This window comes from Clavibacter sp. A6099 (assembly GCF_021919125.1).
Taxonomy (GTDB): Bacteria; Actinomycetota; Actinomycetes; order Actinomycetales; family Microbacteriaceae; genus Clavibacter; species Clavibacter seminis.
The window spans coordinates 651,147-672,453 of record NZ_CP083439.1 but is presented as its reverse complement, the minus strand read 5'-3'; the positions used below and the strand labels follow the sequence as shown (position 1 = coordinate 672,453).

Annotated in this window: 22 protein-coding genes; 10 read left to right on the top strand and 12 right to left on the bottom strand. The window is 73.5% G+C overall.

The features are described 5' to 3' along the window. The first annotated feature begins 25 nt into the window (after positions 1-25). Positions 26-1,951: a LamG-like jellyroll fold domain-containing protein gene (locus KYT88_RS03295; RefSeq protein WP_051629285.1), complete on the top strand. Its 1,926-nt coding sequence runs from the start codon at positions 26-28 to the stop codon at positions 1,949-1,951. A 36-nt stretch (positions 1,952-1,987) separates the two neighbouring features. Here KYT88_RS03295 and KYT88_RS03290 read toward each other — a convergent pair whose 3' ends face one another. Both KYT88_RS03290 and fdxA read right to left on the bottom strand, forming a co-directional pair. Continuing rightward, positions 1,988-2,482: a flavin reductase family protein gene (locus KYT88_RS03290; RefSeq protein ID WP_043585130.1), complete on the bottom strand. Its 495-nt coding sequence runs from the start codon at positions 2,480-2,482 to the stop codon at positions 1,988-1,990. Next, positions 2,479-2,805, bottom strand: coding sequence for a ferredoxin (fdxA, locus tag KYT88_RS03285; RefSeq protein WP_043585132.1), 327 nt, complete (start codon positions 2,803-2,805; stop codon positions 2,479-2,481). The genes KYT88_RS03290 and fdxA overlap by 4 nt, the downstream gene beginning before the upstream one ends. Positions 2,806-2,911: 106 nt before the next feature. Between fdxA and soxR the strand changes: the two genes are divergently transcribed. From soxR to KYT88_RS03270, 3 genes are all read left to right on the top strand, one after another. Further along, positions 2,912-3,400, top strand: coding sequence for a redox-sensitive transcriptional activator SoxR (gene soxR / locus KYT88_RS03280; protein WP_043585134.1), 489 nt, complete (start codon positions 2,912-2,914; stop codon positions 3,398-3,400). Between the two features lie 127 nt (positions 3,401-3,527). Then, complete coding sequence (locus KYT88_RS03275) at positions 3,528-4,160, top strand: TetR/AcrR family transcriptional regulator (protein WP_147362440.1); 633 nt, start codon at positions 3,528-3,530, stop codon at positions 4,158-4,160. Positions 4,161-4,243: 83 nt separating this feature from the next. Continuing rightward, on the top strand, positions 4,244-6,532 hold the full coding sequence (locus tag KYT88_RS03270; RefSeq protein WP_162178070.1) for a glycoside hydrolase family 3 protein: 2,289 nt from the start codon (positions 4,244-4,246) through the stop codon (positions 6,530-6,532). 75 nt (positions 6,533-6,607) lie between these two features. On the opposite strand, the gene KYT88_RS03265 is transcribed toward KYT88_RS03270, so the two are convergent. Further along, positions 6,608-7,978, bottom strand: coding sequence for a carboxylesterase family protein (locus tag KYT88_RS03265; RefSeq protein ID WP_043585136.1), 1,371 nt, complete (start codon positions 7,976-7,978; stop codon positions 6,608-6,610). A 152-nt stretch (positions 7,979-8,130) separates the two neighbouring features. On the opposite strand from KYT88_RS03265, the gene KYT88_RS03260 reads away from it, so the two are divergent. Beyond that, entirely contained in the window at positions 8,131-9,177 is a 1,047-nt protein-coding gene (locus KYT88_RS03260; RefSeq protein WP_043585138.1) for an NAD(P)-dependent alcohol dehydrogenase, read from the top strand. Between the two features lie 145 nt (positions 9,178-9,322). Here the strand turns inward: KYT88_RS03260 and KYT88_RS03255 are convergent, their stop codons facing one another. The 3 genes from KYT88_RS03255 to KYT88_RS03250 form a co-directional block, all read right to left on the bottom strand. Beyond that, a complete protein-coding gene (locus KYT88_RS03255; RefSeq protein WP_043585140.1) occupies positions 9,323-10,936 on the bottom strand; it encodes an MFS transporter in 1,614 nt (537 codons plus the stop codon). Between the two features lies 1 nt (position 10,937). Next, positions 10,938-11,063, bottom strand: coding sequence for a hypothetical protein (locus KYT88_RS15915; protein ID WP_255720072.1), 126 nt, complete (start codon positions 11,061-11,063; stop codon positions 10,938-10,940). Positions 11,064-11,245: 182 nt separating this feature from the next. Continuing rightward, positions 11,246-12,124: an ATP-grasp domain-containing protein gene (locus tag KYT88_RS03250; protein WP_051629288.1), complete on the bottom strand. Its 879-nt coding sequence runs from the start codon at positions 12,122-12,124 to the stop codon at positions 11,246-11,248. A 141-nt stretch (positions 12,125-12,265) separates the two neighbouring features. Here KYT88_RS03250 and KYT88_RS03245 point away from each other — a divergent pair, with 141 nt between their 5' ends. After that, complete coding sequence (locus KYT88_RS03245) at positions 12,266-13,111, top strand: alpha/beta hydrolase (protein WP_043585143.1); 846 nt, start codon at positions 12,266-12,268, stop codon at positions 13,109-13,111. A gap of 21 nt (positions 13,112-13,132) precedes the next feature. Here the strand turns inward: KYT88_RS03245 and KYT88_RS03240 are convergent, their stop codons facing one another. After that, the gene (locus KYT88_RS03240; RefSeq protein ID WP_043585145.1) at positions 13,133-14,332 is read right to left on the bottom strand and encodes an MFS transporter; all 1,200 of its coding nucleotides are present in this window, start codon (positions 14,330-14,332) and stop codon (positions 13,133-13,135) included. 128 nt (positions 14,333-14,460) lie between these two features. On the opposite strand from KYT88_RS03240, the gene KYT88_RS03235 reads away from it, so the two are divergent. Both KYT88_RS03235 and KYT88_RS03230 read left to right on the top strand, forming a co-directional pair. Next, entirely contained in the window at positions 14,461-14,601 is a 141-nt protein-coding gene (locus KYT88_RS03235; RefSeq protein ID WP_156032194.1) for a hypothetical protein, read from the top strand. Beyond that, positions 14,598-14,927, top strand: a complete 330-nt coding sequence (locus KYT88_RS03230; protein ID WP_043585147.1) for a hypothetical protein — start codon at positions 14,598-14,600, stop codon at positions 14,925-14,927. The genes KYT88_RS03235 and KYT88_RS03230 overlap by 4 nt, the downstream gene beginning before the upstream one ends. Positions 14,928-14,948: 21 nt before the next feature. Here the strand turns inward: KYT88_RS03230 and KYT88_RS03225 are convergent, their stop codons facing one another. Both KYT88_RS03225 and KYT88_RS03220 read right to left on the bottom strand, forming a co-directional pair. Continuing rightward, positions 14,949-16,739: a vWA domain-containing protein gene (locus tag KYT88_RS03225; protein ID WP_200871143.1), complete on the bottom strand. Its 1,791-nt coding sequence runs from the start codon at positions 16,737-16,739 to the stop codon at positions 14,949-14,951. Next, entirely contained in the window at positions 16,736-17,815 is a 1,080-nt protein-coding gene (locus KYT88_RS03220; RefSeq protein ID WP_200871144.1) for an ATP-binding protein, read from the bottom strand. Before KYT88_RS03220 ends, KYT88_RS03225 begins: the two co-directional genes overlap by 4 nt. A 114-nt stretch (positions 17,816-17,929) precedes the next feature. Between KYT88_RS03220 and KYT88_RS03215 the strand changes: the two genes are divergently transcribed. Continuing rightward, positions 17,930-18,538, top strand: coding sequence for a histidine phosphatase family protein (locus KYT88_RS03215; RefSeq protein ID WP_237583762.1), 609 nt, complete (start codon positions 17,930-17,932; stop codon positions 18,536-18,538). 35 nt (positions 18,539-18,573) lie between these two features. Here the strand turns inward: KYT88_RS03215 and KYT88_RS03210 are convergent, their stop codons facing one another. The 3 genes from KYT88_RS03210 to KYT88_RS03200 all read right to left on the bottom strand — a co-directional run bounded on the left by KYT88_RS03210 (position 18,574) and on the right by KYT88_RS03200 (position 20,209). After that, entirely contained in the window at positions 18,574-19,347 is a 774-nt protein-coding gene (locus KYT88_RS03210) for a CPBP family intramembrane glutamic endopeptidase (RefSeq protein WP_051629289.1), read from the bottom strand. 107 nt (positions 19,348-19,454) lie between these two features. Next, the gene (locus tag KYT88_RS03205; RefSeq protein ID WP_043585149.1) at positions 19,455-19,898 is read right to left on the bottom strand and encodes a bleomycin resistance protein; all 444 of its coding nucleotides are present in this window, start codon (positions 19,896-19,898) and stop codon (positions 19,455-19,457) included. Positions 19,899-19,945: 47 nt separating this feature from the next. Beyond that, positions 19,946-20,209 carry a hypothetical protein gene (locus KYT88_RS03200; protein WP_051629290.1) on the bottom strand — a complete coding sequence of 88 codons (264 nt, stop codon included), beginning with the start codon at positions 20,207-20,209 and terminating at the stop codon, positions 19,946-19,948. A 77-nt stretch (positions 20,210-20,286) separates the two neighbouring features. Between KYT88_RS03200 and KYT88_RS03195 the strand changes: the two genes are divergently transcribed. Then, on the top strand, positions 20,287-21,288 hold the full coding sequence (locus tag KYT88_RS03195; RefSeq protein WP_043585151.1) for an adenosine deaminase: 1,002 nt from the start codon (positions 20,287-20,289) through the stop codon (positions 21,286-21,288). The last annotated feature ends 19 nt before the right edge of the window (positions 21,289-21,307 follow it).

Sequence of the window (21,307 nt, the reverse complement as noted above, 5' to 3'; positions counted from 1 at the left end):
CCCGCCGCGCCTACGGTCGTCCCCCGTGACCCAGGACCCGACGACGTCTCCCTCCTCCGCGCTCTCCCGACGCGGCTTCCTCATCACGAGCGGCGCGGCCGGCGCGCTCGGCGTGGCCGGCCTCGGCGGGGCGCTGCCCGCGGTGGCAGCGACCGCATCCGACGACGCGCTCGGCGCCAGCGCCGTGAAGGCGCCCGCCGCGCAGCCGGGATCCGGCGCCCGATGGAAGCCCGACCCCGCGTCGCCCCGCTTCACGATCGCCGTGCTGCCGGACACGCAGTACCTCTTCGACGGCGCCGCCATCCACCCGGAGCCGCTCGAGGCGTCGCTCCGCTACGTGCTCGCCGAGCGCGACCGGCACAACATCGTGTTCCTCGCGCACCTCGGCGACGTGACCCAGAACGGCGCCGCGAAGGAGATCCAGGCCGCGAGCGCGCAGTTCACGCTCCTCGACAAGGCGGGCGCCGCGTGGAGCGTGCTCGCCGGCAACCACGACGTCCCCTCCTCCACCGACGACCAGCGCGGACGCACGCCCTACCTCGACGCGTTCGGCCCGAAGCGGTTCAAGAAGTCCCCGAGCTACCGCGGATCCAGCCCCGACGGCTACAACTCGTTCCACACCTTCACGGCGGGCGGCCGCGACTGGCTCGTCCTCGCGCTCGACTGGCGCACCAGCGCCCGCGGCGTGGAGTGGGCGCGCGGCGTGATGCAGGCGCACCCGACGCTGCCGGTGATCCTCACGGCGCACGACATCGTCGACTCGAAGCCCGACGGATCCGCCGTGCTCGACGACTACGGCCAGGGCCTCTGGGACTCGTTCATCAGCCAGCACGACCAGATCTTCCTCACCCTCAACGGGCACTACTGGAAGCCCGGCCGCACGACCATGACCAACCGCGCGGGCCACGACGTGGCCATGCACCTCGTGAACTACCAGGACCGCTACTACGGCGGCGCCGCGATGATCCGGCTCTACCACGTGGACCTCGAGCGGAACGCGATCGACGTCGAGACCCTGTCGCCGTTCATCCTCGGCGGCGGCCTCGGCGCGGGCAACGAGCTCGCGGATGAGGAGGCGGCCCTCTCCGGCGACGTCGACCGGTTCACGGTCAGCATCGACTTCGAGCAGCGCTTCGCCGGGTTCGCGCCCGCCCCCGTGCGGGCCGCCCGGCCCGCCGCGCAGATGCTCGTGCCCGGCACGGTCGCGTACTGGCGGTTCGACGGGCAGGCGGACGGATCCGCGCTCGGCACGGCCACCCGCATCCGGGACGCGTCCGGCCGCGGCAACGACCTCGTGGTCGCGAACCGCGCGGGAGCGGCACCCGGATCCCTGCGCTTCGCATCCGCGCACCACGACGACCAGCCCGGCTTCGGAAGCCTCACCCTCACGGGTGGCAAGAAGAGCGGCGACTACCTCCGCACCGTCGACGGTGCCCCGCTCGACGCCGCGACCTTCCGCCAGGGGTACACGGTCGAGGCGTTCGTCCGCATCCCGGCCGACTTCGACGGCGACGCCGACGGCTTCAGCGCGATCCTCTCCCGCGCCGCATCCGCGAAGGACTCGGGCAAGACCCCCGGCGACGCGGGCGACCCCGACGAGCCCGCCGCGACCCTCAGCGTCTCCGGCAGCCGCGAGATCCAGTGGTGCGTCTACCCGACGACCCAGCAGGGGTCGCTCACGAACTGGTCGCACGAGCTGCCCGCCGCGACGTGGTGGCACGTCGCGGTCGTGAACGACAGCCAGCACACGACCATGTACGTCGACGGCTGCCCGGTGGTGCGGAACCCGTCGACGACGAACCGCGGGCTGGCAGCAGCGTCCCCCGCGACCTCGTGGCTCCTCGGCGCCAACCTCTACGCGGGGAAGCTCGACCACGTGCTGCCGGCGTCGATCGGCGACGTGCGCATCGTGGAGCGGGCGCTGAAGCCGTCGGAGTTCATGATCGCCTGACGCGGGGCCGCGTGAGCGGCGGACGGCCGTGCGGCGTCAGAGCTCCGGGTGGTCGTCCTCGAGCAGGTGGAAGCGGCGGTCGCGGTAGACGAGCGGCGGGGCGGGCTCGCCGAGGATCACGTCGAGGACCTCGGCGACGACCAGCACGGATCCGCCGACCGGCACGGTCTGGATGGTGCGGCAGCGCAGGGCGGCGCGCGCGTCGGCGAGCAGCGGCTCCCCGGTCGGCAGCTCCTGGAAGCCCTGCTCCTCGGTGAACCGCGGCGACCCGGAGACGGCGAACGCGCGGGCGAGCGCGGCGTGCTGCCCCGCGAGCAGGTGCACGACGTAGCTGTCGGCGGAGAGGATCGCGCCGGCGGATCCCGTGGCGCGCGTCACCGAGAACGACAGCGCGGGCGGATCCACCGACAGCGACGCGACGCTCGACGCCGTGAGCCCGGACGGCCCGTCGGCGGTGCGCGCGGTGATCAGCGCGACGCCCGCCGGGTGCCCGCGGAAGGCGGCCTTGAAGAGGTCGGGGTCGGCGCTCACGCGGTCTCGCCCTGGCGCGGCACGGCGGCCACCACCGGGTGGTCGTACGCGACGGTCCCGACCTTGACGGCGCCGCCGGGCGACCCCATCTCGGCGAAGAACTCGACGTTGGCCGTGTAGTAGTCCGACCACTTCTCGGGCAGGTCGTCCTCGTAGTAGATGGCCTCGACGGGGCACACCGGCTCGCAGGCGCCGCAGTCGACGCACTCGTCGGGGTGGATGTAGAGGGAGCGCTCGCCCTCGTAGATGCAGTCGACGGGGCACTCGTCGATGCAGGCGCGGTCCTTCACGTCGACGCACGGCAGGGCGATCACGTAGGTCACAGGGCGTCTCCACGGGTGGGGGCCGTCGTGACGGCGGGGCGGGTCATGCGCATGGTGTCCACGTTAGAACCTCACGTACCCTTGAGGTCAATCGAGGGGAGACGTCGTGGCGGATGCGCAGGAGCCGACGGCCGTCGCGGCGACGCCCCGGCACGCGCCCGGCGAGCTGCTCACGGTCGGCGAGATGACCCGCCGCACGGGCGTCGCCGCATCCGCCCTCCGCTTCTACGAGGACCTCGGCCTCATCGCCGCCGAGCGCACGGCCGGCAACCAGCGCCGGTACGCGCGGCACATGCTCCGGCGCGTGTCGTTGATCACGGTGGCCAAGCGCCTCGGGATCCCGCTCGCCGACGTGCAGTCGACCTTCGACGACGTGCCGCTCGACCGCCCGCCGAGCCACGCCGACTGGCAGCGGGCGTCGCGTCGCTGGAAGCGCCTGCTCGAGGAGCGGCGGCAGGGCATCGAGCGGCTGGAGCGCGAGCTGACCGGCTGCATCGGCTGCGGCTGCCTGTCGATGCGCGCCTGCGGCCTCCTCAACCCGGACGACGCGCTCGGCGACCGCGGCGCGGGGCCGGTGCGGGTGCAGGGCGGTTGAGCGCTCCCGATCGGCCGGGCGGTGACGACCGCATCGAGCGGACGCCGACCGGCGCGCGCCCGGCGGCGCCCGGGAGCGCCGGATAGCATCGGCCCGACCCGTCCGACGCGGGGCGACGGAGGTGCTCGTGCGGGACGGCATGCTCAACGCCCGCGGCGTGCGGCGCCGGGCGGAGATCATCGCTGCGGCGCGCTCGGCGTTCGCCGTGGACGGCTACCGCGGGGCGACCATGGCCGCGATCGCCACGCGCGCGGGCGTCACGCACGCCGGTCTCCTCTACCACTTCGCCACCAAGGAGGACCTGCTGGAGGCCGTGCTCGCCGACGAGAGCGGTCGCCAGACCGAGCTCCTCAGCGCGGCCGAGGTCACCGGCGGCCGCGCGGACGAGGCGGGCGGCGACGCCCTCGACCGGCTGCGCGCCCTCGTCCGCCGCAACGAGTCGGAGCCCGAGTGGGCGCGCCTCTTCTCGACGCTCCTCGGCGAGTCCGTCGCGCCGGACCACCCCGTCCGCGCCCGCATGGCGGAGCGCTACGACACCGTCGCGCGGAACCTCGCCGCGACGCTCGACGGCATCGGCGAGCGGGCATCCGGGCTCCCCGCCGACGAGGCCGAGAGCCTCGCACGACTGCTGCTCGCGGTGATGGACGGGCTGCAGTACCAGTCGCTCACCGGGTCCGCGGTCGACGTCGAGCGGGAGTTCGCCACCATGGTGGCCCTCGTCCGCGCGCGACTCGACGACACTGGATCCGCAGTCTCTTAAGTCCGCTTGACACAATTTCCCCACCCGGCCAAGCTCAAGCTGCGCCCTCGATGGAGAGGGTGCGCGGACACGAGGGAGTGGACATGAGCGGACCCCGCAGGGCGTCTCGACGACGGCGGATGATCGGGACGGCGGCGGGGGGAGCGCTCCTGGCGGCCGTCGCCCTGGGAGCGGCGGGGGTCCCGGCCGCGGTCGCCGCGCCGGAGGAGGCCGCGCAGCCGGAGCTCGAGTCGGCCGGATCCGCGCCGATCATCACGGTCGACGGCCTGCGGTTCCGCGACCTCGACAAGGACGGCGCGCTCACGCCCTACGAGGACTGGCGCCTGTCGTCCGACGACCGCGCCGCCGACCTCGTCGCCCGCATGTCGCCCGAGGAGCGGGCCGGCCTGCTGATGCACGCGAGCCTCACGAACGTCGGGAACGCGTACGACCGCGCGGCGTTCGATCCCCTGCTCGCGGAGCGGCACATCACCACGTACATCTCCCGGCTCGGCGCCGACGCCCCCACGCTGGCGCGCGAGCACAACGCCCTGCAGGAGGCCGCGGAGGCCGAGCGCTGGGGCGTCCCGCTGAAGATCAGCACGGATCCGCGCCACGGCTTCACCGTCACCGAGGGCCAGACCGTGTCGAACGGCGACTTCTCGCCGTTCCCCGACCCGATCGGCATGGGCGCGATCGACGACCCCGCGACGACGCTCGAGATGGGCCGCATCATCGCGGCCGAGTACCGCGCCGTGGGCATCACGGAGGCGCTCTCGCCGCAGGCCGACATCAGCACCGAGCCGCGCTGGACCCGGCAGGACGGCACGTTCGGCAGCGTCGGGGCGGACGTCGCGCCGCACGTCGCCGCGTACGTGGAGGGCCTGCAGGGCGGCACCGACGGGATCACCCCAGACGGCGTCGCCACGGTCGTCAAGCACTGGGTCGGCTACGGCGCCCAGGTGGACGGCTACGACAGCCACTACTACTACGGCCGCTACGCCGCGTTCCCCGGCGGGAACTTCGCGGAGCACATCACGCCGTACGAGGGCGCCTTCCGGAACCAGGCGGCCGGCATCATGCCGACGTACTCGATCCTGAAGGACCTCGACCTCGGCGACGGCGTCATCGAGCAGGTCGGCGCGAACCACAACGAGCACCTGCTGCAGGACCTCCTGCGCGGGCGCTACGGCTTCGACGGCGTGATCACGAGCGACTGGGGCATCGCCAACGACTGCCCCGAGGCGTGCCGCGAGAACCGGCCGCCCGCGTTCTTCGTGGGGCCGTGGGGCGCGGGCATGCCGTGGGGCGTCGAGGACCTGACCCTCCCGGCCCGCTACGCCAGCGCGATCTCCGCGGGCGTCGACATCATCGGCGGCAGCGACCAGCCGCAGCACATCCTCCAGGCCGTGGAGCAGGGGCTCCTCACCGAGGCCCGTGTGATGGAGGCCGGGCAGCGGGTGCTGCAGCAGAAGTTCGAGCTCGGGCTGTTCGAGGACCCGTACGTGGACCCCGCCGCCGCGGACGCGATCGTGGGCAGCGCCGCTTCGCGCGCCGCCGGCCTCGACGCGCAGCAGCGCAGCCTCACTCTGCTCAGCGACGCGACCCCCGCGGCCTCCGAGGCCCGCGTCGCGCGCGTCGCGGGGTCCCCCGCGCTCCCCGTGCGCGTCGAGCCGGGCATGACCGCGTGGCTGAGCGGCGTGCAGGCGTCGGCCGCCCGATCCGCCGGATTCACCGTCGTCGACGACCCGGCCGACGCCGACGTCGCGATCGTGCGCCTCGCCGACCCGCGCGGCGGCGACGACCTCACGGACCTCGGCTTCACGGGGTCCGAGGCCGACTACCAGGCGCTCGTCCGGGCCCACGACGCGGGAGCGCGCACCATCGCGGTGCCGCAGCTCACGCGTCCGCTGATCCTCGGGAACGTCGTCGCGAACAGCGACGCGGTGCTCGCGTCGTACGGGGTGTCGGACGAGGCGCTGCTGAACGTGATCACGGGGGCCGCCGAACCCGAGGGGCGCCTGCCCTTCGAGCTGCCGTCCACCATGGACGCGGTCGCCGCGCAGCTGTACGACGTGCCGAACGACTCGGCGTCGCCGCTGTTCGCGTACCGCGCGGGGCTGTCGTTCGCGGCGGCGCCGACGGAGCCGACGCCCGCGCCCACGCCCGGCCCGGGCGAGCCGACCGCCGCGCCGACGGCGGCACCCGCCCCGGGGACCGTGCCCTCGCCCGGATCCGCGTCGGGTGCGGACCCCGCGCCAGCCCCCGCGGCGACCGGTCGCGGCGGACTGGCGACGACCGGCTTCGAGGCGCTCCCGTGGGTCGCGGGCGGCCTGACGCTCGTCGCCCTCGGCGTGGTGCTCACACTGGTCGCCCGACGCCGGAAGGCCTGATCGCGGCGGGCGATCCGCACGCGCGGAACACGACGGGGCGCCGGGACACCGGCGCCCCGTCGTCGCGTCCGGCCGTCAGCCGCGGTCGAACCGCATCCCGCAGGCGCGCGCGTCCGCATCCGCCGCCACCGTGCCCGTGCGCGCGAAGTCGGCCCACACCCGCCGCGCGGCCCGGCCGCGCGCGGCGACCTCGGGCCACGCCTCCGGGGGGACCAGGCGCATGCGGGTCCACGCCTCGCGCGTGCCGAGGATCAGCGGGACGTCGGACGTGTGGCCCGCGCCGATCGGGCTCGACGGCGGCGCCGCCCGGAGGACGTAGCGCACGGCCCGGCCGCCCGCGGCGCGGTGGCGTGCCGCGAACGCGCGGACGGGTCGCGTGTAGACGGCGCGGGTGGTGGGCCCGACGACCGTGCGCATGAGGATCGCCCGCAGCGCCCGGCCGAGCACGGGTACGCGGAGCAGCGGCGCGATCAGCGGCAGCGCGGGCAGGTACATCGCCGTCTCGTCGCGCGTCGTGCCGATGAGGAGGTCGACCTCGGGCGCGACGGCCCGCCATGCGCCGTCGCGGTCGGCCTCGGCGGGCAGCGGCGCGTGGCCGTAGCGCGGTCCCCAGGGCAGGCCCGCGCGGATCCCCGACGCCCACGACGCGCGCTCGGCCCGCGCCTGGCGCCGCATGACCTCGGCCAGCGGCGCATCGTCCGGGAGCGATCGCGTCACCCGCGCCATCGCCCGGAACATGCGCTCGCGCCCGCCCGTGATCCCCACCGGCGGGCTCTGCACGATGGCCCGCCGGAAGAGCCCGCGCGCGCCGTCGCTGATCATGAGGTGCAGGATCGCGTCGCCGCCGGCCGACTGGCCCATCGCGGTGACGGAGTCCGGGTCGCCGCCGAACGCGGCGATGGAATCGCGGACCCAGCGCAGCGCTTCCAGCTGGTCGAGCAGGCCGAGGTTCGCGGGCGGGGCGCCAGGACCGCCGCCGCCGAACCCGAGGTACCCGAGCCGCGCGGTCACGGCCACGACGATCACCCGCTGCTCCACGACGAGCGCGCGCGAGTCGTGGATCGCGAGGTCGCCCGCGCCCGTCGTGTAGCCGCCGCCGTGGAACCACGCGATCACGGGCAGCACCTCGCCGGGAGCGAGGTCCGCGGGCAGCGTGATCGAGAGCCGCTGGCAGCCCTCCGAGCGCCCGATCCCGTCGAGAGCGCCCTGCATGAGCGTGTCGAGGATCCGCGACGAGGGCTGCGGGCACGCGGGCGCCGGATCCACCGCCGCGAGCAGGACCGGCGAGCCGTCCGATCCGCGCACGGGCACCGCCGACACGGGCGGGACGCCGCGCTCCGCCGTCGCGTAAGGAATGCCGAGGTACCGGATCACGTCGCCGTCGCGGACTCCCGTCACCGGCCCGGATCGCGTCGGAGTCGGGCCGGGGACGGTGGGAGCGGGCATCCGGCCACGCTATCCGGCGACCGAGGATAAGCCGCGCGGTTTCGGGGAACCGCGTCGGCGGGCGTACCGTCGAGGGGTACCGCCTCCGAAGAGGGCGCGGCCGGATCGACCCGATCCCTCCCCTCCCCCACCGGACAGCACAAGGAGAACCCATGCGCACCGTCAACGCCTACGCGGCCCCGTCCGCCACCGACCCCATCGTCAAGACCACCATCGAGCGCCGCGACGTCGGCCCGAAGGACGTCTCCATCGACATCGCCTACTCGGGCGTCTGCCACTCCGACATCCACACCGTCCGCGGCGAGTGGGGCCCCATCGCCTACCCGCAGGTCGTCGGCCACGAGATCGTCGGCCGCGTCACCGAGGTCGGCTCCGACGTCACCAAGCACCAGGTCGGCGACCTCGTCGGCGTCGGCTGCATGGTCAACTCCTGCAAGGAGTGCGAGCAGTGCAAGGCCGGCCAGGAGCAGTACTGCCTGAAGGGCAACATCCAGACCTACGGCGGCACCGACCCGGCCGACGGCACCATCACGCAGGGCGGCTACTCCGAGGCCGTCGTCGTCGACGAGGACTTCGTGCTCCGCGTCCCCGAGTCCCTCGACATCGAGAAGGTCGCGCCGCTGCTCTGCGCCGGCATCACCACCTACTCGCCGCTGCGCCACTGGAACGCGGGCCCCGGCACGAAGGTCGCCGTCGTCGGCATGGGCGGCCTCGGCCACATGGCCGTGAAGATCGCGCACGCGATGGGCGCCGAGGTCACCGTGCTCTCGCAGACGCTCTCCAAGAAGGAGGACGGCCTCCGCCTCGGAGCCGACCGCTACTTCGCCACCAGCGACGACGCGACCTTCACGGAGCTCGCCAGCTCGTTCGACCTGATCATCAACACGGTCTCCGCGAAGCTCGACATGTCGAAGTACATCGGCCTGCTCGCGATCGACGGCACGCTCGTCAACGTCGGCGCCCCGTCGGAGCCGCTCGAGATCCCCGCGTTCGCGCTCATCCCCGCGCGCCGCAGCTGGGCCGGATCCATGATCGGCGGCATCGCCGAGACGCAGGAGATGCTCGACTTCTGCGCCGAGCACGGCATCGTGCCCGAGACCGAGCTCATCTCGGCCGAGCAGATCAACGAGGCCTACGAGCGCGTCCTCAAGTCGGACGTGCGCTACCGCTTCGTCATCGACGCGAAGACGTTCGCGTAAGCCGCGACAGCACGTCGGAAGGCCCCGCGGATCCTCGTGATCCGCGGGGCCTTCCCGCGTCCGGGCGCGCGGCCGGCCGCCCGGCCGCCCGGGAGCCCCGGCGCCAGTCCCCGCGGACCAGCGCGTGCAACGACCGCAGATGCTCTCACAGCGACCCCCGTCGACCATCACGCGCCATCGCGACGCGGCGGACCACCGCCCATGCCAGATCGAACGACACGACGGCACCCCAGACCATGTTCCCCGTGTAGAGAGCATTGGACAGCGTGTCGGCATGGGATTCTCGTCCCCACACGAATCCGCCGGAAGCGAACATGTCGCGATACCAGGACAGATCAGCTGTGATGAGGGGGATCTGCGCCAACCCGTAGATCGTGGCGTGGATGAGAGCGCCGGAGGCCGGGGATCTCCGCTCGTCCTTCATCGAAAGCCGTGAGGCGATGGGTGCCGGGTCATCGCCCGGGGCCGCCACCTGACGGCCGTCACGATCGAGCTGATCGGAGCGGACGATCTTCTCATCCGCAATTCTTCGCGAGCCCCTCAGCGACTCCGGTGCGCGTTTCGAACCGACTCGACGGCGATATAGGCCGGGAACGACCGCGACGCACACCAGGCAGACCGTGACCGCAGCCCCAGCGACCCACCCAGGGGAATTCGAGTCCACGGCGAACCCGCCGCCGACAGCCCCCGCCGCGCCGCCTATCAATGTCCAGCTCTCGTAGCGCCCCAGCGCACGTCCGACCGCGCCGGGGTGGATCATCACGGTCGTCGCCTGCTGGACGGGGTTGAGCCAGCCCCATGACCAGCACATCATCGCCCAGCCCGCCGCGAGCGCGATCTCGCGAGCGCTGAGAGTCACGAGCAGGATTCCCCCTGCTGACAGCAGCAGAGCGACCACGACTGCGGACCGTTCCCCGAGCACGCGAATCACGATCTGTCCTGTGAATGGCGCTATCGAGTAGGCGACCAGGCCAGGGAAGTAGACCCATGCGATCTGCATGATGTCCAGCCCGAAGGCGCTTTGAAGCCTCAACAGCAGATAGACCGACGCCGCCGCTTCGACGAACGACACGAGCACCACCACGACCAAGAGGCGCCGGCGCTGTGCAGCGAGACCGCTGACAGGACCATCGTCGCCGGATGCTCGCGCCCGGGGTGTCGGCGGATCGTTCCTGATCCCGCGTGCGCCAGATGCTCTCAGGATGAACAAGGCAGCGACTGCGGCCGCTGCTGCCCCCAGCGCGAGCACTCCTCGGTAATCGAGCACCGGCAGCAGGGACAGCGCGAGGACATAGGCCACCCAGACACCGGTCCCCTCCGCTGACGTGAGTGCCGAGAAGCTCGAGTGAGCTTCCCTCTGCGCCGCGACGTGCGCTCGCAGCGGTACCCAGAAGAATGCGGATCCGGCTCCGAGCAAGAGGGCGGAAAGCAGGAAGGCATCGAGACCGTGCGCGAATGCCATCAACGTGATGCCGCCCGCGTAGAGGGCCGCCCCACCCGCGGCGAGTAAGGGTCCAGCACCGCGGTCGACTGCGCGGCCCGCCACCGGACGCAATGCGAATGCGACGGCCAGTTCCACAGCCAGAATGATGCCGATCACGGATGGGGAGAGCTCGAGCGCTATACCCGCCCACAGGGGGAGCAAGAAGTCGATGAGATCTTCCAGCCCACCCATGATTCCAGCGGAGAACAACAACGCGGTGGGCACGAGGCGCTTCGGTTGCGTCGCGGGTATCGGATCTGGCTTCACCACGCTCATGCTACGCAGTGTCGGTCACGTTCCGCGGAGTGATGGATTCTCTCAACACCGCGCGGATCAGTGGTATGTCTGAGGATATCTCGAGGAGCGCCACCGCTTCGTCGATGATCTCGGTGGGATTGTCCATGGTGGACGGATGAAGCATGGCCGCTTGGGAGAAGTGGCGCCGTTCGCCGGCTTCCCACTCGTCGCGATCTGCGGCGATCGCGAGAAGCTGGTCCGGAAGCCTTCGTTCGCGAACACGCAGGGGAAGCCTCGGGCGGCGAAGGTGACCACACCGCGCTCACGCGCAGACGAGGGTCCCGCGGATCAGTCGATCCGCGGGGCCTCTCCGCGTCCGGGCGCGGGCTGCGCGGGCACACGCAGCAGGGCATGCAGCGACCGGGTCATGCTGGCGACGAACGCGTCCCGCGTCCCCTCGTCGACGAGGTCGAGCGAGAGGTACGGGTTGAGGTCCTCCAGCTCCACGAGCAGCAGCTCCCCGTCGCGGGTGCGGCAGGCGTCCACCCGCTGGATGCCGTGCTCGACGTCGTTCCAGTCGACGAAGCGCTGCGCGAAGTCCCAGTCCTCGGCGCTGGCGGCGTACGGCTCGAGCTGCCACCTGGCGGCGGGATCCGGGGCGTACAGCGCGTACTGCGGCGCGCGATCCACGAAGCAGAACGAGATCTCGTGCGCGAAGTCGATGCGGGGCTGCAGGAGCCGGCCCCCGAGGTCGACGGTCGCGAGGTCGTCGCGCGTGACGAACTCGAGGCCCAGGGAGTCGGCGCCGAACCGCGGCTTCACCACGAAGGCGTCCACCGCCGGGAGCCGGTCGAGGTGCGCGAGGTCATCGATCGTGGGGATCACCGGATACCCGGCGGCGAACAGGTCGAGCAGGTACTGCTTGCCGACCTGGTCGGCCTTGCCACGGAGGTCGGTGAAGACCGGGACGCCGCTCTCGCGCGCTGCCGCGCGGAACGCCTCGTAGCCGGCCATGTCGCCGATCACCGGCCCGCTGTTGCGGACCACGACGACGTCGAAGCGGTCCATGAGGCTGGTCGCCGCCGACGGGTGGCAGATCGCGATGTCGAAGTCCCGGCCGAGGCGCACGGACAGGTCGATGTCCTCGTCGCAGTAGCGGCGGCCCTTCGCCTGGTAGCCCAGGTCGCTCACGTAGAGGAGGCGGGGGCGGGTCGCGTTCGCGGGCATCCCCGCACCGTAACGGACCGGCGCACGGTGGCGGCCGACCGCCTCCCAGCGCGCCGGTGCACGATGCTCCCGTGAGGTCCTCCTCACCCGGGGCGACTCGCCGGAGCGCACGGTCGTCGACACCCCGATGGGCGGGATAGCGTGGACCACACCACCACCGTGCACCTCTCCGACCCGACGCGCTCCTTCGTCGAGCACTACCCGGACCTCGTCTACGCGCAGTACCAGGACGGGCATCTCCTCCCCGGCGGACGGAAGCTGCGCTTCGACCTCCTGAAGCCGGTGTCCGCATCCCCCACACCGCTGGTGGTGTTCATCAAGGGCGGCGGATTCCGCGACGTCCACCGCGTCCGCTACCTCCCCGCCCTGGTGCGGCTCGCGGAGCGCGGCGTCGCGGTCGCCAGCGTCGACTACCGGACGAGCAACGAGGCGCGCTTCCCCGCGCCGCTCGACGACGTCCGCGAGGCCATCCGCCATCTCCGCGCGCACGCGTCGGAGCTGAACCTCGATCCCGCGGCCGTCGCGCTGTGGGGGAACTCGGCCGGCGCGACGATCGCCACCATCGTCGGAGCGGCGGAGTCCGAGCGGATCTGCGCCGTGGCCAGCTGGTACGGCATGCACGATCCGCTGATCTCCGCCGGTCTCCGCGCGGCGGGCTCGCCGCTCCGGGCCGCGCTAGGCGCACCCGACGAGGACGGCGCGCGGTGGTTCCGGCCGGGCGACCACATCACCCCCGCCTCGCCGCCGGCGTTCCTCCTGCACGGCACGGACGACCGGGTCGTCCCCGTCGAGCAGAGCCTCTCCCTGGCCTCGACCCTGGCGGAGCAGGGCGTGGAGCACGAGCTCGTGCTGGTGGAGGGGGGCCGCCACGACTTCGCCGAGATGAGCACGCGCACCGACGCCCTCGAGCGCACCGCCGACTTCCTGCACGGGCACCTCCTGCGGGCGGCGGCCGGCTCGTCGGCGGTCAGCCCACCCGGGGTGTGAGCGTGGGGTCCGGCCACGCGATCAGGGGCGCGGGGCGGACCCGCGGGCGGTCGCGCTCGTGACGAGGCAGAGGACCGCGATGACCGGCACCGCCACGAGGACGGCCGTGTCGAGGCTCGTCGCCGTCGCGAGGGCGCCGACGAGGACGGCCGCGCTGCCCTGCGCGAGGTAGGCGACGAGGTACATGGTCGAGAACGTGCTCGCGCGGCGCCCGTCGTCCGCCGCGGCGGTGACGAGCCCGAGCCCGCCGTACATGAGGAAGCCGTAGCCGACGCCGGAGAGCACCGCGGATGCGAGGAACACGGCGAGCGAGTCCGCGACGCCGGCCGCGATCAGCAGCGCGAGGCCCACGGCGGCGACCAGGCCTCCGATCCGCACGGCCGCGGTCGTCGGGATCCGGCGCGCGAGGAGCGTGGTCGGCACCACGACCAGCGGCCAGGTCGCGAGCGTCGCCGCCGCGTGGAAGGCGTCCGCGGTGCCGACGACGTCGCGGATGATCTGCGCGCCCAGGGCGAGGAAGACCGCGCCGGTGACGAACGCCACGGTCACCGCGGCCGTGCCCACGAGGAACGGCCGCCGTCCCTCCCGCGGCACGGCGAGCAGCGCGCGGCGACCGACCGCCGCGGTCGGCCGCGCGGCCACGGTCCGCGCCGGCTCGGGCAGGAACAGCAGCGCGACGAGGAGCGCGAGCACGGCGGCGAGGAGGATCCAGAACGCCAGGTGCGTCGGATCCGCCGTGTTCCGCACGAGCCAGCCGCCCACGAGGATCGCGGCGGTCGCCCCGAGCGAGGTCGCGGCCGCGTTCACGGCGCTCGCCCGCGTCGGGTTCCCGGACCGGTCGAACTCCACCAGCGCGGCGCTCGCGGCGCTCATGGCGAGCCCCACTCCCGCGCCCTGCATGATCCGGCCGGCGAAGGCCCACGCGGGCCCGTCGGCGAGCGAGAACAGGACCGTCCCCACCGCGACCACCGCGACGCCGGCGAGCATCAGCCGCCGCCGGCCGAAGCGGTCGGACAGCCCGCCGCCCGCCAGCATGACCACCACGAGCGCCACCGGGTAGACCGCGAACAGCGCGGTGGTGACCACCGGCCCCGTGCCCCAGAGCGCCGAGAACGCCGGGTACAGCATCGCGGGAGCCCCGCTCGCCCCGAGCGAGAGGGCGAGGACGCCGGCCGCCACCCCGAACGAGGCCGCGGGCGGGAGGGCGGGGCGTCGCGACACGGGAGGGCCTTCCGGTGGACCGCTCCGAGCGGAGCCGAGCGTGCTGCCAGCGTAGGCGCGCGCCACCGCCGCAGGGTCCTTCGCGCGACGGACGCGGCCTCGGCGGGGCCGTCGGTAGCGTCGATGCCATGGACATCCCCTCGATGATCATGGGCGCCGCGATCGCGTCCGTCGCCTGGATCGGCTTCTCCCCCTTCGCCGAGCTGAAGCGGCTGCGTGCCAGGGAGGCCGCCGCGGATGCGGCCGAGGATCCGGGGGCGCTCACGTGACGCCCAGCGGCACGGGCCGGATGATCGTCAACCCGGGGCCGTGGGACGACCCGCCGCGGAAGTGGGTCGCGGGTGACGAGGACGGGGAGATCAACTTGAGCATCATCGTGGACGCGCTGGGCGCCCGCGAGTCCCTGATCCGGCTGCATCGCGGTGACCCGCTCGACGACCACGACCTCGCGCTGTTCGGGATCGTGAACTTCCAGGCCTTCCTCATGACCTACGAGCCCGTCGTCGCGCTGCTCCGCGAGCCGAGGCGCCCCCAGCTGCACCCGGCGGTCATCGAGCTCATGCCGGTGCTGGCCGACGATCCCGCGTCGCCGTAGGGACCCGAGCCCGGCCCGCGCTCAGGAGAAGCGGAACACGGGCCCCTTCGGGCGGAAGGGCAGGGTCGCGCCCACGGGGATCAGGAACGCGTGGCTGCGGCGGATCCGCAGCACGTCGATCGCGCCGTCCGTGATGATCAGGATCGGGCCGTCCTCGGGGAAGTCCGCGGCGTGCTCGAGCGCGTGGATGCCCGGCTGCAGCACCGTGCCGCCGCGACCCCGCACGCGCACGCGGCCGGCGATGTCGTCGACGTCGAGGTAGCCGGCGTCGTAGGCCGCGGCGTCGCAGAACACGACCCGGGCGGCGGGCACGTCGTGGGCGCGCGCGTACGACGCGATGGCGCCGAGCGCCTTCCCGAGCAGGCGGGCGTCCATGGATCCCGAGGTGTCGAGCACGACGCCGAAGGTCCGCAGGACGGTCGGCACCTCGGGCGTGAGCCAGCCGGGCCGCGGGATGTCGGGCGTCGCGGCCTGCCTGCGGGAGGGACGGGCGTACGTGCGCACCGGATCCAGCGCGGGGAACATCTCCTCGAACCACCGCGCGAGCTCGACGTCCCAGCGGAGCGGCGGCTGCGCCAGCGCGCGGATCTCCGACACCAGCGCGGACGGCAGGCGGCCGCGACCCTCGCCCAGGTGGAGGTCGAGCCCCGTCCCGAGCGACCGCCGGAGGACCTCGTCGAGGTCGACGGATGCACCGGCGCTCGGCATCCGCCCGCCGGAGTCGAGGACGTCGGGCTGCGCGCGGCCGCGCAGGGTGGAGAGCTTTCGGTACCGGCGCGCGTCGGTCGCGATCCGGTCGTACACCTCCTCGCTCGACTGCCCGGCGAAGAGCGGGTCGTGGAGGAGGCCCGCGGGCATCTCCCCCACGCCCATCTCGAGCAGCCAGCCGTTGATGACGAAGTCCGTCGCGATGTTGAAGAGGTAGGGATCCCGACCGCCGGTGCGCGTGTGGTGGGCGAGCGCGGCGTGCAGGGACTCGTGCGCGAGGACGAACCGCCACTCCCGCTCGGTGAGCACCGCGAGCGGGTTCACGTACAGCTCCCCTGCCACCGGGTCGACCGCCGCGATGGGGATGTCCCAGCCGCGGGCGAGCTCCGCGTCGGCGACCAGCGTCAGCGCGGACATGGTCGCGCCGAGCAGCGGATAGGCCGACAGGAACCAGCGCCGGGCGCGCTCCCACACCGGCAGGGGCGCGGATCGGTCGCTGAGCGAGAGCCGCGCACCGCCGGCCACGTCCATGGCGGCCGACACCGCGTCGGTGAGGCCGTAGGCGAAGAGCTGGCGCCAGTCCGGAGGACCGCTGTACGAACGCCGGCCCTGCGTCACGCACGAGGCCGCACCCGCGGTGCCGCACGTCTCGAACCCGGCCGGGACGCCCGTGAGCCGCCACTCGGCGACGAGGCGCTCGGGCGATCCGACGGGCCAGATCACGGGCAGCGCGAACGGGCTCCGGCCGAACCTGAGGGACGCGAGGAAGCGGTCCACCTCGACGTCGGCCGCCGTGGCCTCCACCCGGGACGAGGACGGCGGGCGCGGCTCGAGGTGTCCGAATCCGAGGTGCAGCACCAGGTGCGCGAAGACCCAGGCCCACTCCTCCGGGCTGGCCCGACGGACGGGGTCGACGACGATGTCGCACGTCTCGGAGTCCACCTGCGCCCACCCGTCGTCGGGGCGGATCCCGTCGCGCCGGATCACGTCCAGCTCCTCCGCGACGTGGGAGAACATCGGGTGCAGGCGCACGCTGCTCCAGCCGAGCATGACCGCCGCGAGCCCCGGGTCCTTCGGTCCGGTCGCGTTCCTCCGGGGCGTCACGCCGAGCGCTTCTCCGCCAGACGGGGCACGTCCCGCACGAGCTCCACCAGGAACCACGCCGGCAGGACCGGCGCGCCCGTGTCGTCGGGGGCCACCACGATCTGCCCGATCTCCAGCGAGATGTCGGCCAGCTCGATCAGGAGGTCCTTGGAGCGGACCGCGAACTGCCGTCCGGCCGGCGACGCGTGCCGGATGTCGGCGGGCAGCTCCTTCGCGAGCCGGGCGCGCAGGGAGAGGGCGTGGAAGTGCAGGAGGTCGCGGTCGGCAACCTCGGACGGCCAACGCAGGTCGCCGCGGATGATGGCGTCGAGGTCGTACGCCCGCTCGCGCATCTTGCACCAGGCGGCGAACGAGGCGGCGTGGGAGGCCGAGACGCAGCCCGCGGCGAGCATCGCGACGACGTCCACGTCGGGATCCGCGCCCCAGGATGTCAGCGCGTCGGCGAGCGCGTGCCACGACCGGGGCGTCGAGAACGCCTCCTCGGTCTTCGGCGGCTCGACGTGGAGGTGGTCGGGCCGCTGGGTGATGTACTCCACCACCGCCGGGTGGATCTGCGCGTCGACGGCCCAGGCCAGCCAGTCGTCCACCGACGAGCGCAGGTGCACGTGCACGAATCGGTTGACGAGGGGTGCCGGCATGGGCTTGATCGCCGCCTGGTCGGTCGCCCGGTTGCCCGCCGCGATCACGACGCTGCCGGCGGGGAGCCGGTGATCCCCGACGCGGCCGGTGAGGACCAGCGAGTACAGCGACTTCTGCACCTCGGGCCGCGCGCCGTTCAGCTCGTCGAGGAAGAGCACGAAGGGCTCCGTGCGCACGAGCATCTCGGGAGGGGCGAACCGGGAGAAGGTCACGCCGTCCTCGCGCGTGATCAGCTGGGGCACGCCCGCGACGTCCTCGGGCGCGAGCTGCGTCGCCATGAGCGTGACGCAGTCCATGCCGAGGTCCCGCGCGAACGCCTCGACCATGGTCGACTTCCCGATGCCCGGCGCCCCCCAGAGGTGGACGGGTCGCGCGAGCGCGACACGGAGCAGGACGTCCGGCAGCTGGGCCGGGGTGATGGGGTGGAGGGCGCGCACGGGCCATCCTCCCGTGTCGGACCCGTGCGACCCGGGCTGAGTGCACATGGGCTCCGCGCTACCGTCGGGGCATGCGCCTGATCCTGATCCGCCCACGGCCAGACCAGCTCCAACGTGGCGGGAGTCCTCGACACCCGCATCCCCGGCCCCGGGCTCACGGACCTCGGGCGCGCGCAGGCGGCGCGACTGCCGGAGACGCTGCGCGGCGAGGCGATCGGCGCCCTCCACGTCTCGACCATGGTCCGCACCCACGAGACGGCCGCGCCGCTCGCCCGGGCTCTCGGCCTCGCTCCCGTCGAGCGCGCAGGCATCCGCGAGATCGCCGCGGGTGGGCTGGAGATGCGCGGCGACCGGGCGGCGGTCGTGGAGTACCTGGAGACGATGATCCGGTGGGTCGCCGGCGAGGACGAGCTGCGCCTGGCGGGCGGGGAGACGGGGCGCGAGTTCGCGGCGCGGTTCGACGCCGTTGTCGCGGAGGCGGAGGACTCGGGCCACGGAACGGTCGCGCTCGTCAGCCACGGCGCCGCCATCCGCTGCTGGGCGGGGATGCGGGCCCGCGGACTCGACGCGGCCTTCGTCGCCGACCACGCCCTGGAGAACACCGGCGTCGTGGTGCTCGAGGGATCCGGCCGCGACTGGACCCTCGAGTCCTGGGAGGGCGAGCCCGCGAGCGGCGTGGGCGACGACGCCCCGTCCGGCCCGACGGGCGAGCCGACGGCCTAGGCCCGGCCGCCCGGAGCGGACGGCGCCCTCGGGGATCACGCCTGGACGGCGGCCAGCGCGACTCCCGTCGCCAGTCCGTTCACGACGACGTGCATGCACAGCGGCGCCCACAGGGTGCGGTGGAACTCGCGCAGGTATGCGAGCGACAGGCCCAGCATCAGCATGTACGGCAGCAGCACGGGCACCCCGTGGCACGCCGCGAAGATCGCGGCGCCGAGCAGGGACGCCATCACCGGGCCGAGGCGTCGGCGGAGCCCGCCGTGGACGAGGCCGCGGAAGACGACCTCCTCCCAGAGCGGGGCGAGGAGCACGACGCCGATGAGGACGACGACGACGACGACGGGTGCTGTGTCCCCGACGAGCGTGTCGACCGCCCGCCCCTCGGTCGTGGGATCCCCGGTCAGGAGCAGGGCGAGCCCCTGGACCAGGAGGAGCAGGACCAGGATCGTCGGGACCTGCCAGAGCAGGTGCAGCATCCGGACGGTGGGCCGCCTCAGCCCGATCGCGCGCCATCCGCTCCCCGCCCGGCGGAGACCGACGTGCAGCGTCAGGAGCATCGACGCCGGGTGCACGAGCAGCGCCGCCGCCATCACCGGGACGAATGCCGCGCGGGCGCCGGGGATGAGCAGGAGCCCGAGGAGCACCGTGCCGAACACGACGACGGTGACGATCAGCAGCGCCGCGTGGATCAGGACGATCGCACGCGGGCCGAGCGATGACGCGTCCCGGGGGACGGCCGCGGGCGAGACCCGGTCGCGGCTCGGGGTGGCGGGCTCGTCCCGGTGGATCACGGTCGCGTCGGAGGGCATGCTCCCAGCGTGGCCGGTGGATCCTCCGCGCGGCTCGACCGGAGGGATGAGTTCCCGGCCGCTCGCGCCGGCTGCCGCTGCGGACGCCGCTCCGGGCGCCGCCCGCGTCAGCCGGCCGCGGGATCCTCCGCCGGCCGCTGCCCGATCGACGACTGGAACCGCACGAGGTACCCGTCGGGATCCTGCACGAGGAACTGCCGGACCCCGGCCTCCTCGTCGCCGATCCGGTACCAGGTGGTCTCCGGCTCGAGGAAGAGCGCGACGCCCGCCGCGGCGAGCGCCTCCGCCACGACGTCGGCGTCCTCGACGGCGATCTGGAAGTTGATCCCCCGCCCGAACGGCCGCTCCAGCGGGCCCGTCACCCAGTTCCGGATGATGCCGGTCTGCTCGAGCATGAGGTGCGCCCCGCCCCGGGCGATGTACGCGAAGCCCTCGGCGGGCCTGTCGTACTGGACGGCGAAGCCGCAGAGGTCGCGCCAGAACGCGAGGCTCGCGGCGAGGTCGGTGACCAGCAGCTCGGGGACGAGGTCGGGCTCGGCGTCGGGATCCATGCGGCCATGCTCGCAGACGCGTCGCGGGCCCCGGCCGCCCCTCGAGCTCAGCCCGCGTCGCGGAAGCGGGCCGGGACGAAGCCCGCGAAGTCCTCGCCGATCCCGCCCGGCTCGGAGAAGCCCTCCACGAACGCGGTCGCCTCGGCGATCAGCTGCTCGGGCGTGCGCGGCGCTCCCCCGACCGTGAACCCGTACGTGCCGTCCGCCGGCCCGTCCAGCCAGTCGAGGTCGTAGGTCGGGGTCGCTCCCCCGGGCTCGCGCTCGGCGATGCGCCACCGCTCCCCGAGCACCGTGACCTCGAACGCCTCCATCCCCCGAGCCTACGAGCGGCCGCCCGTCGAGCGGCCGACCCGCCGGTCGCCCCGCACCCGCCCGTTACCGTGGACGGATGATCTCCACCCTCCCGCCCACCGCCGAGCTGCACCTGCACGTCGAGGGGACCCTCGAGCCCGAGCTGGTGTTCGAGCTCGCCGAGCGCAACGGCGTCGAGCTGCCGTACCAGGGCATCGAGGACCTCCGCTCGCGCTACGCGTTCACCGACCTGCAGTCGTTCCTCGACCTCTACTACGCGTGCACGGCCGTCCTCCGCACGCGCCGCGACTTCCACGACCTCGCCGCCGCGTACCTCGAGCGGGCGGCGGCCGACGGGATCCGGCACGTCGAGATGTCGTTCGACCCGCAGGCGCACACGATGCGCGGCGTGCCCGTCGACGACGTCCTCGACGGCCTGCTCGACGCCCTCCGCGACGCGCGCGTGCGCCACGGCATCTCGGGCGGCCTGATCCTCAGCTTCCTCCGCGACCGGCCGGTGGACGAGGCGATGGCGACCCTCGAGTCGGTCGCCGGCCGCGCGCACGAGATCCTCGCCGTCGGGCTCGACTCGGCCGAGGTCGGCTACCCGCCGTCCCTGTTCGTCGACGTCTTCGGGCGGGCCCGCGAGCTGGGCCTGCACGCGGTCGCGCACGCCGGCGAGGAGGGCCCGCCGGCCTACATCCACGAGGCGCTCGACCTGCTGCGCGTGGAGCGGGTGGACCACGGGGTGCGCTGCCTCGAGGATCCCGCGCTCGTCGACCGCCTCGTCGCCGAGCGGATCCCGCTGACCGTCTGCCCGCTCTCCAACGTGCGCCTCGGGGTCAACGAGTCGCTCGACGAGCACGCGCTGCCCGAGCTCCTCGCGCGCGGCGTGCTCGCGACCGTCAACAGCGACGATCCCGCGTACTTCGGCGGCTACCTGGGCGAGAACCTCCGGCAGCTGCGCCAGGCTCATGCGTTCGACGACGACGCGCTGGCGCTCCTCGCGCGCAACTCCTTCGAGGCGTCCTTCCTCCCCGACGACCGCCGCGCCGAGCTGCTGGCCGCGGTGGACGCCTGGCGCGCGTCCGCGCTGTGAGGCGGAGCACCATGCCGTC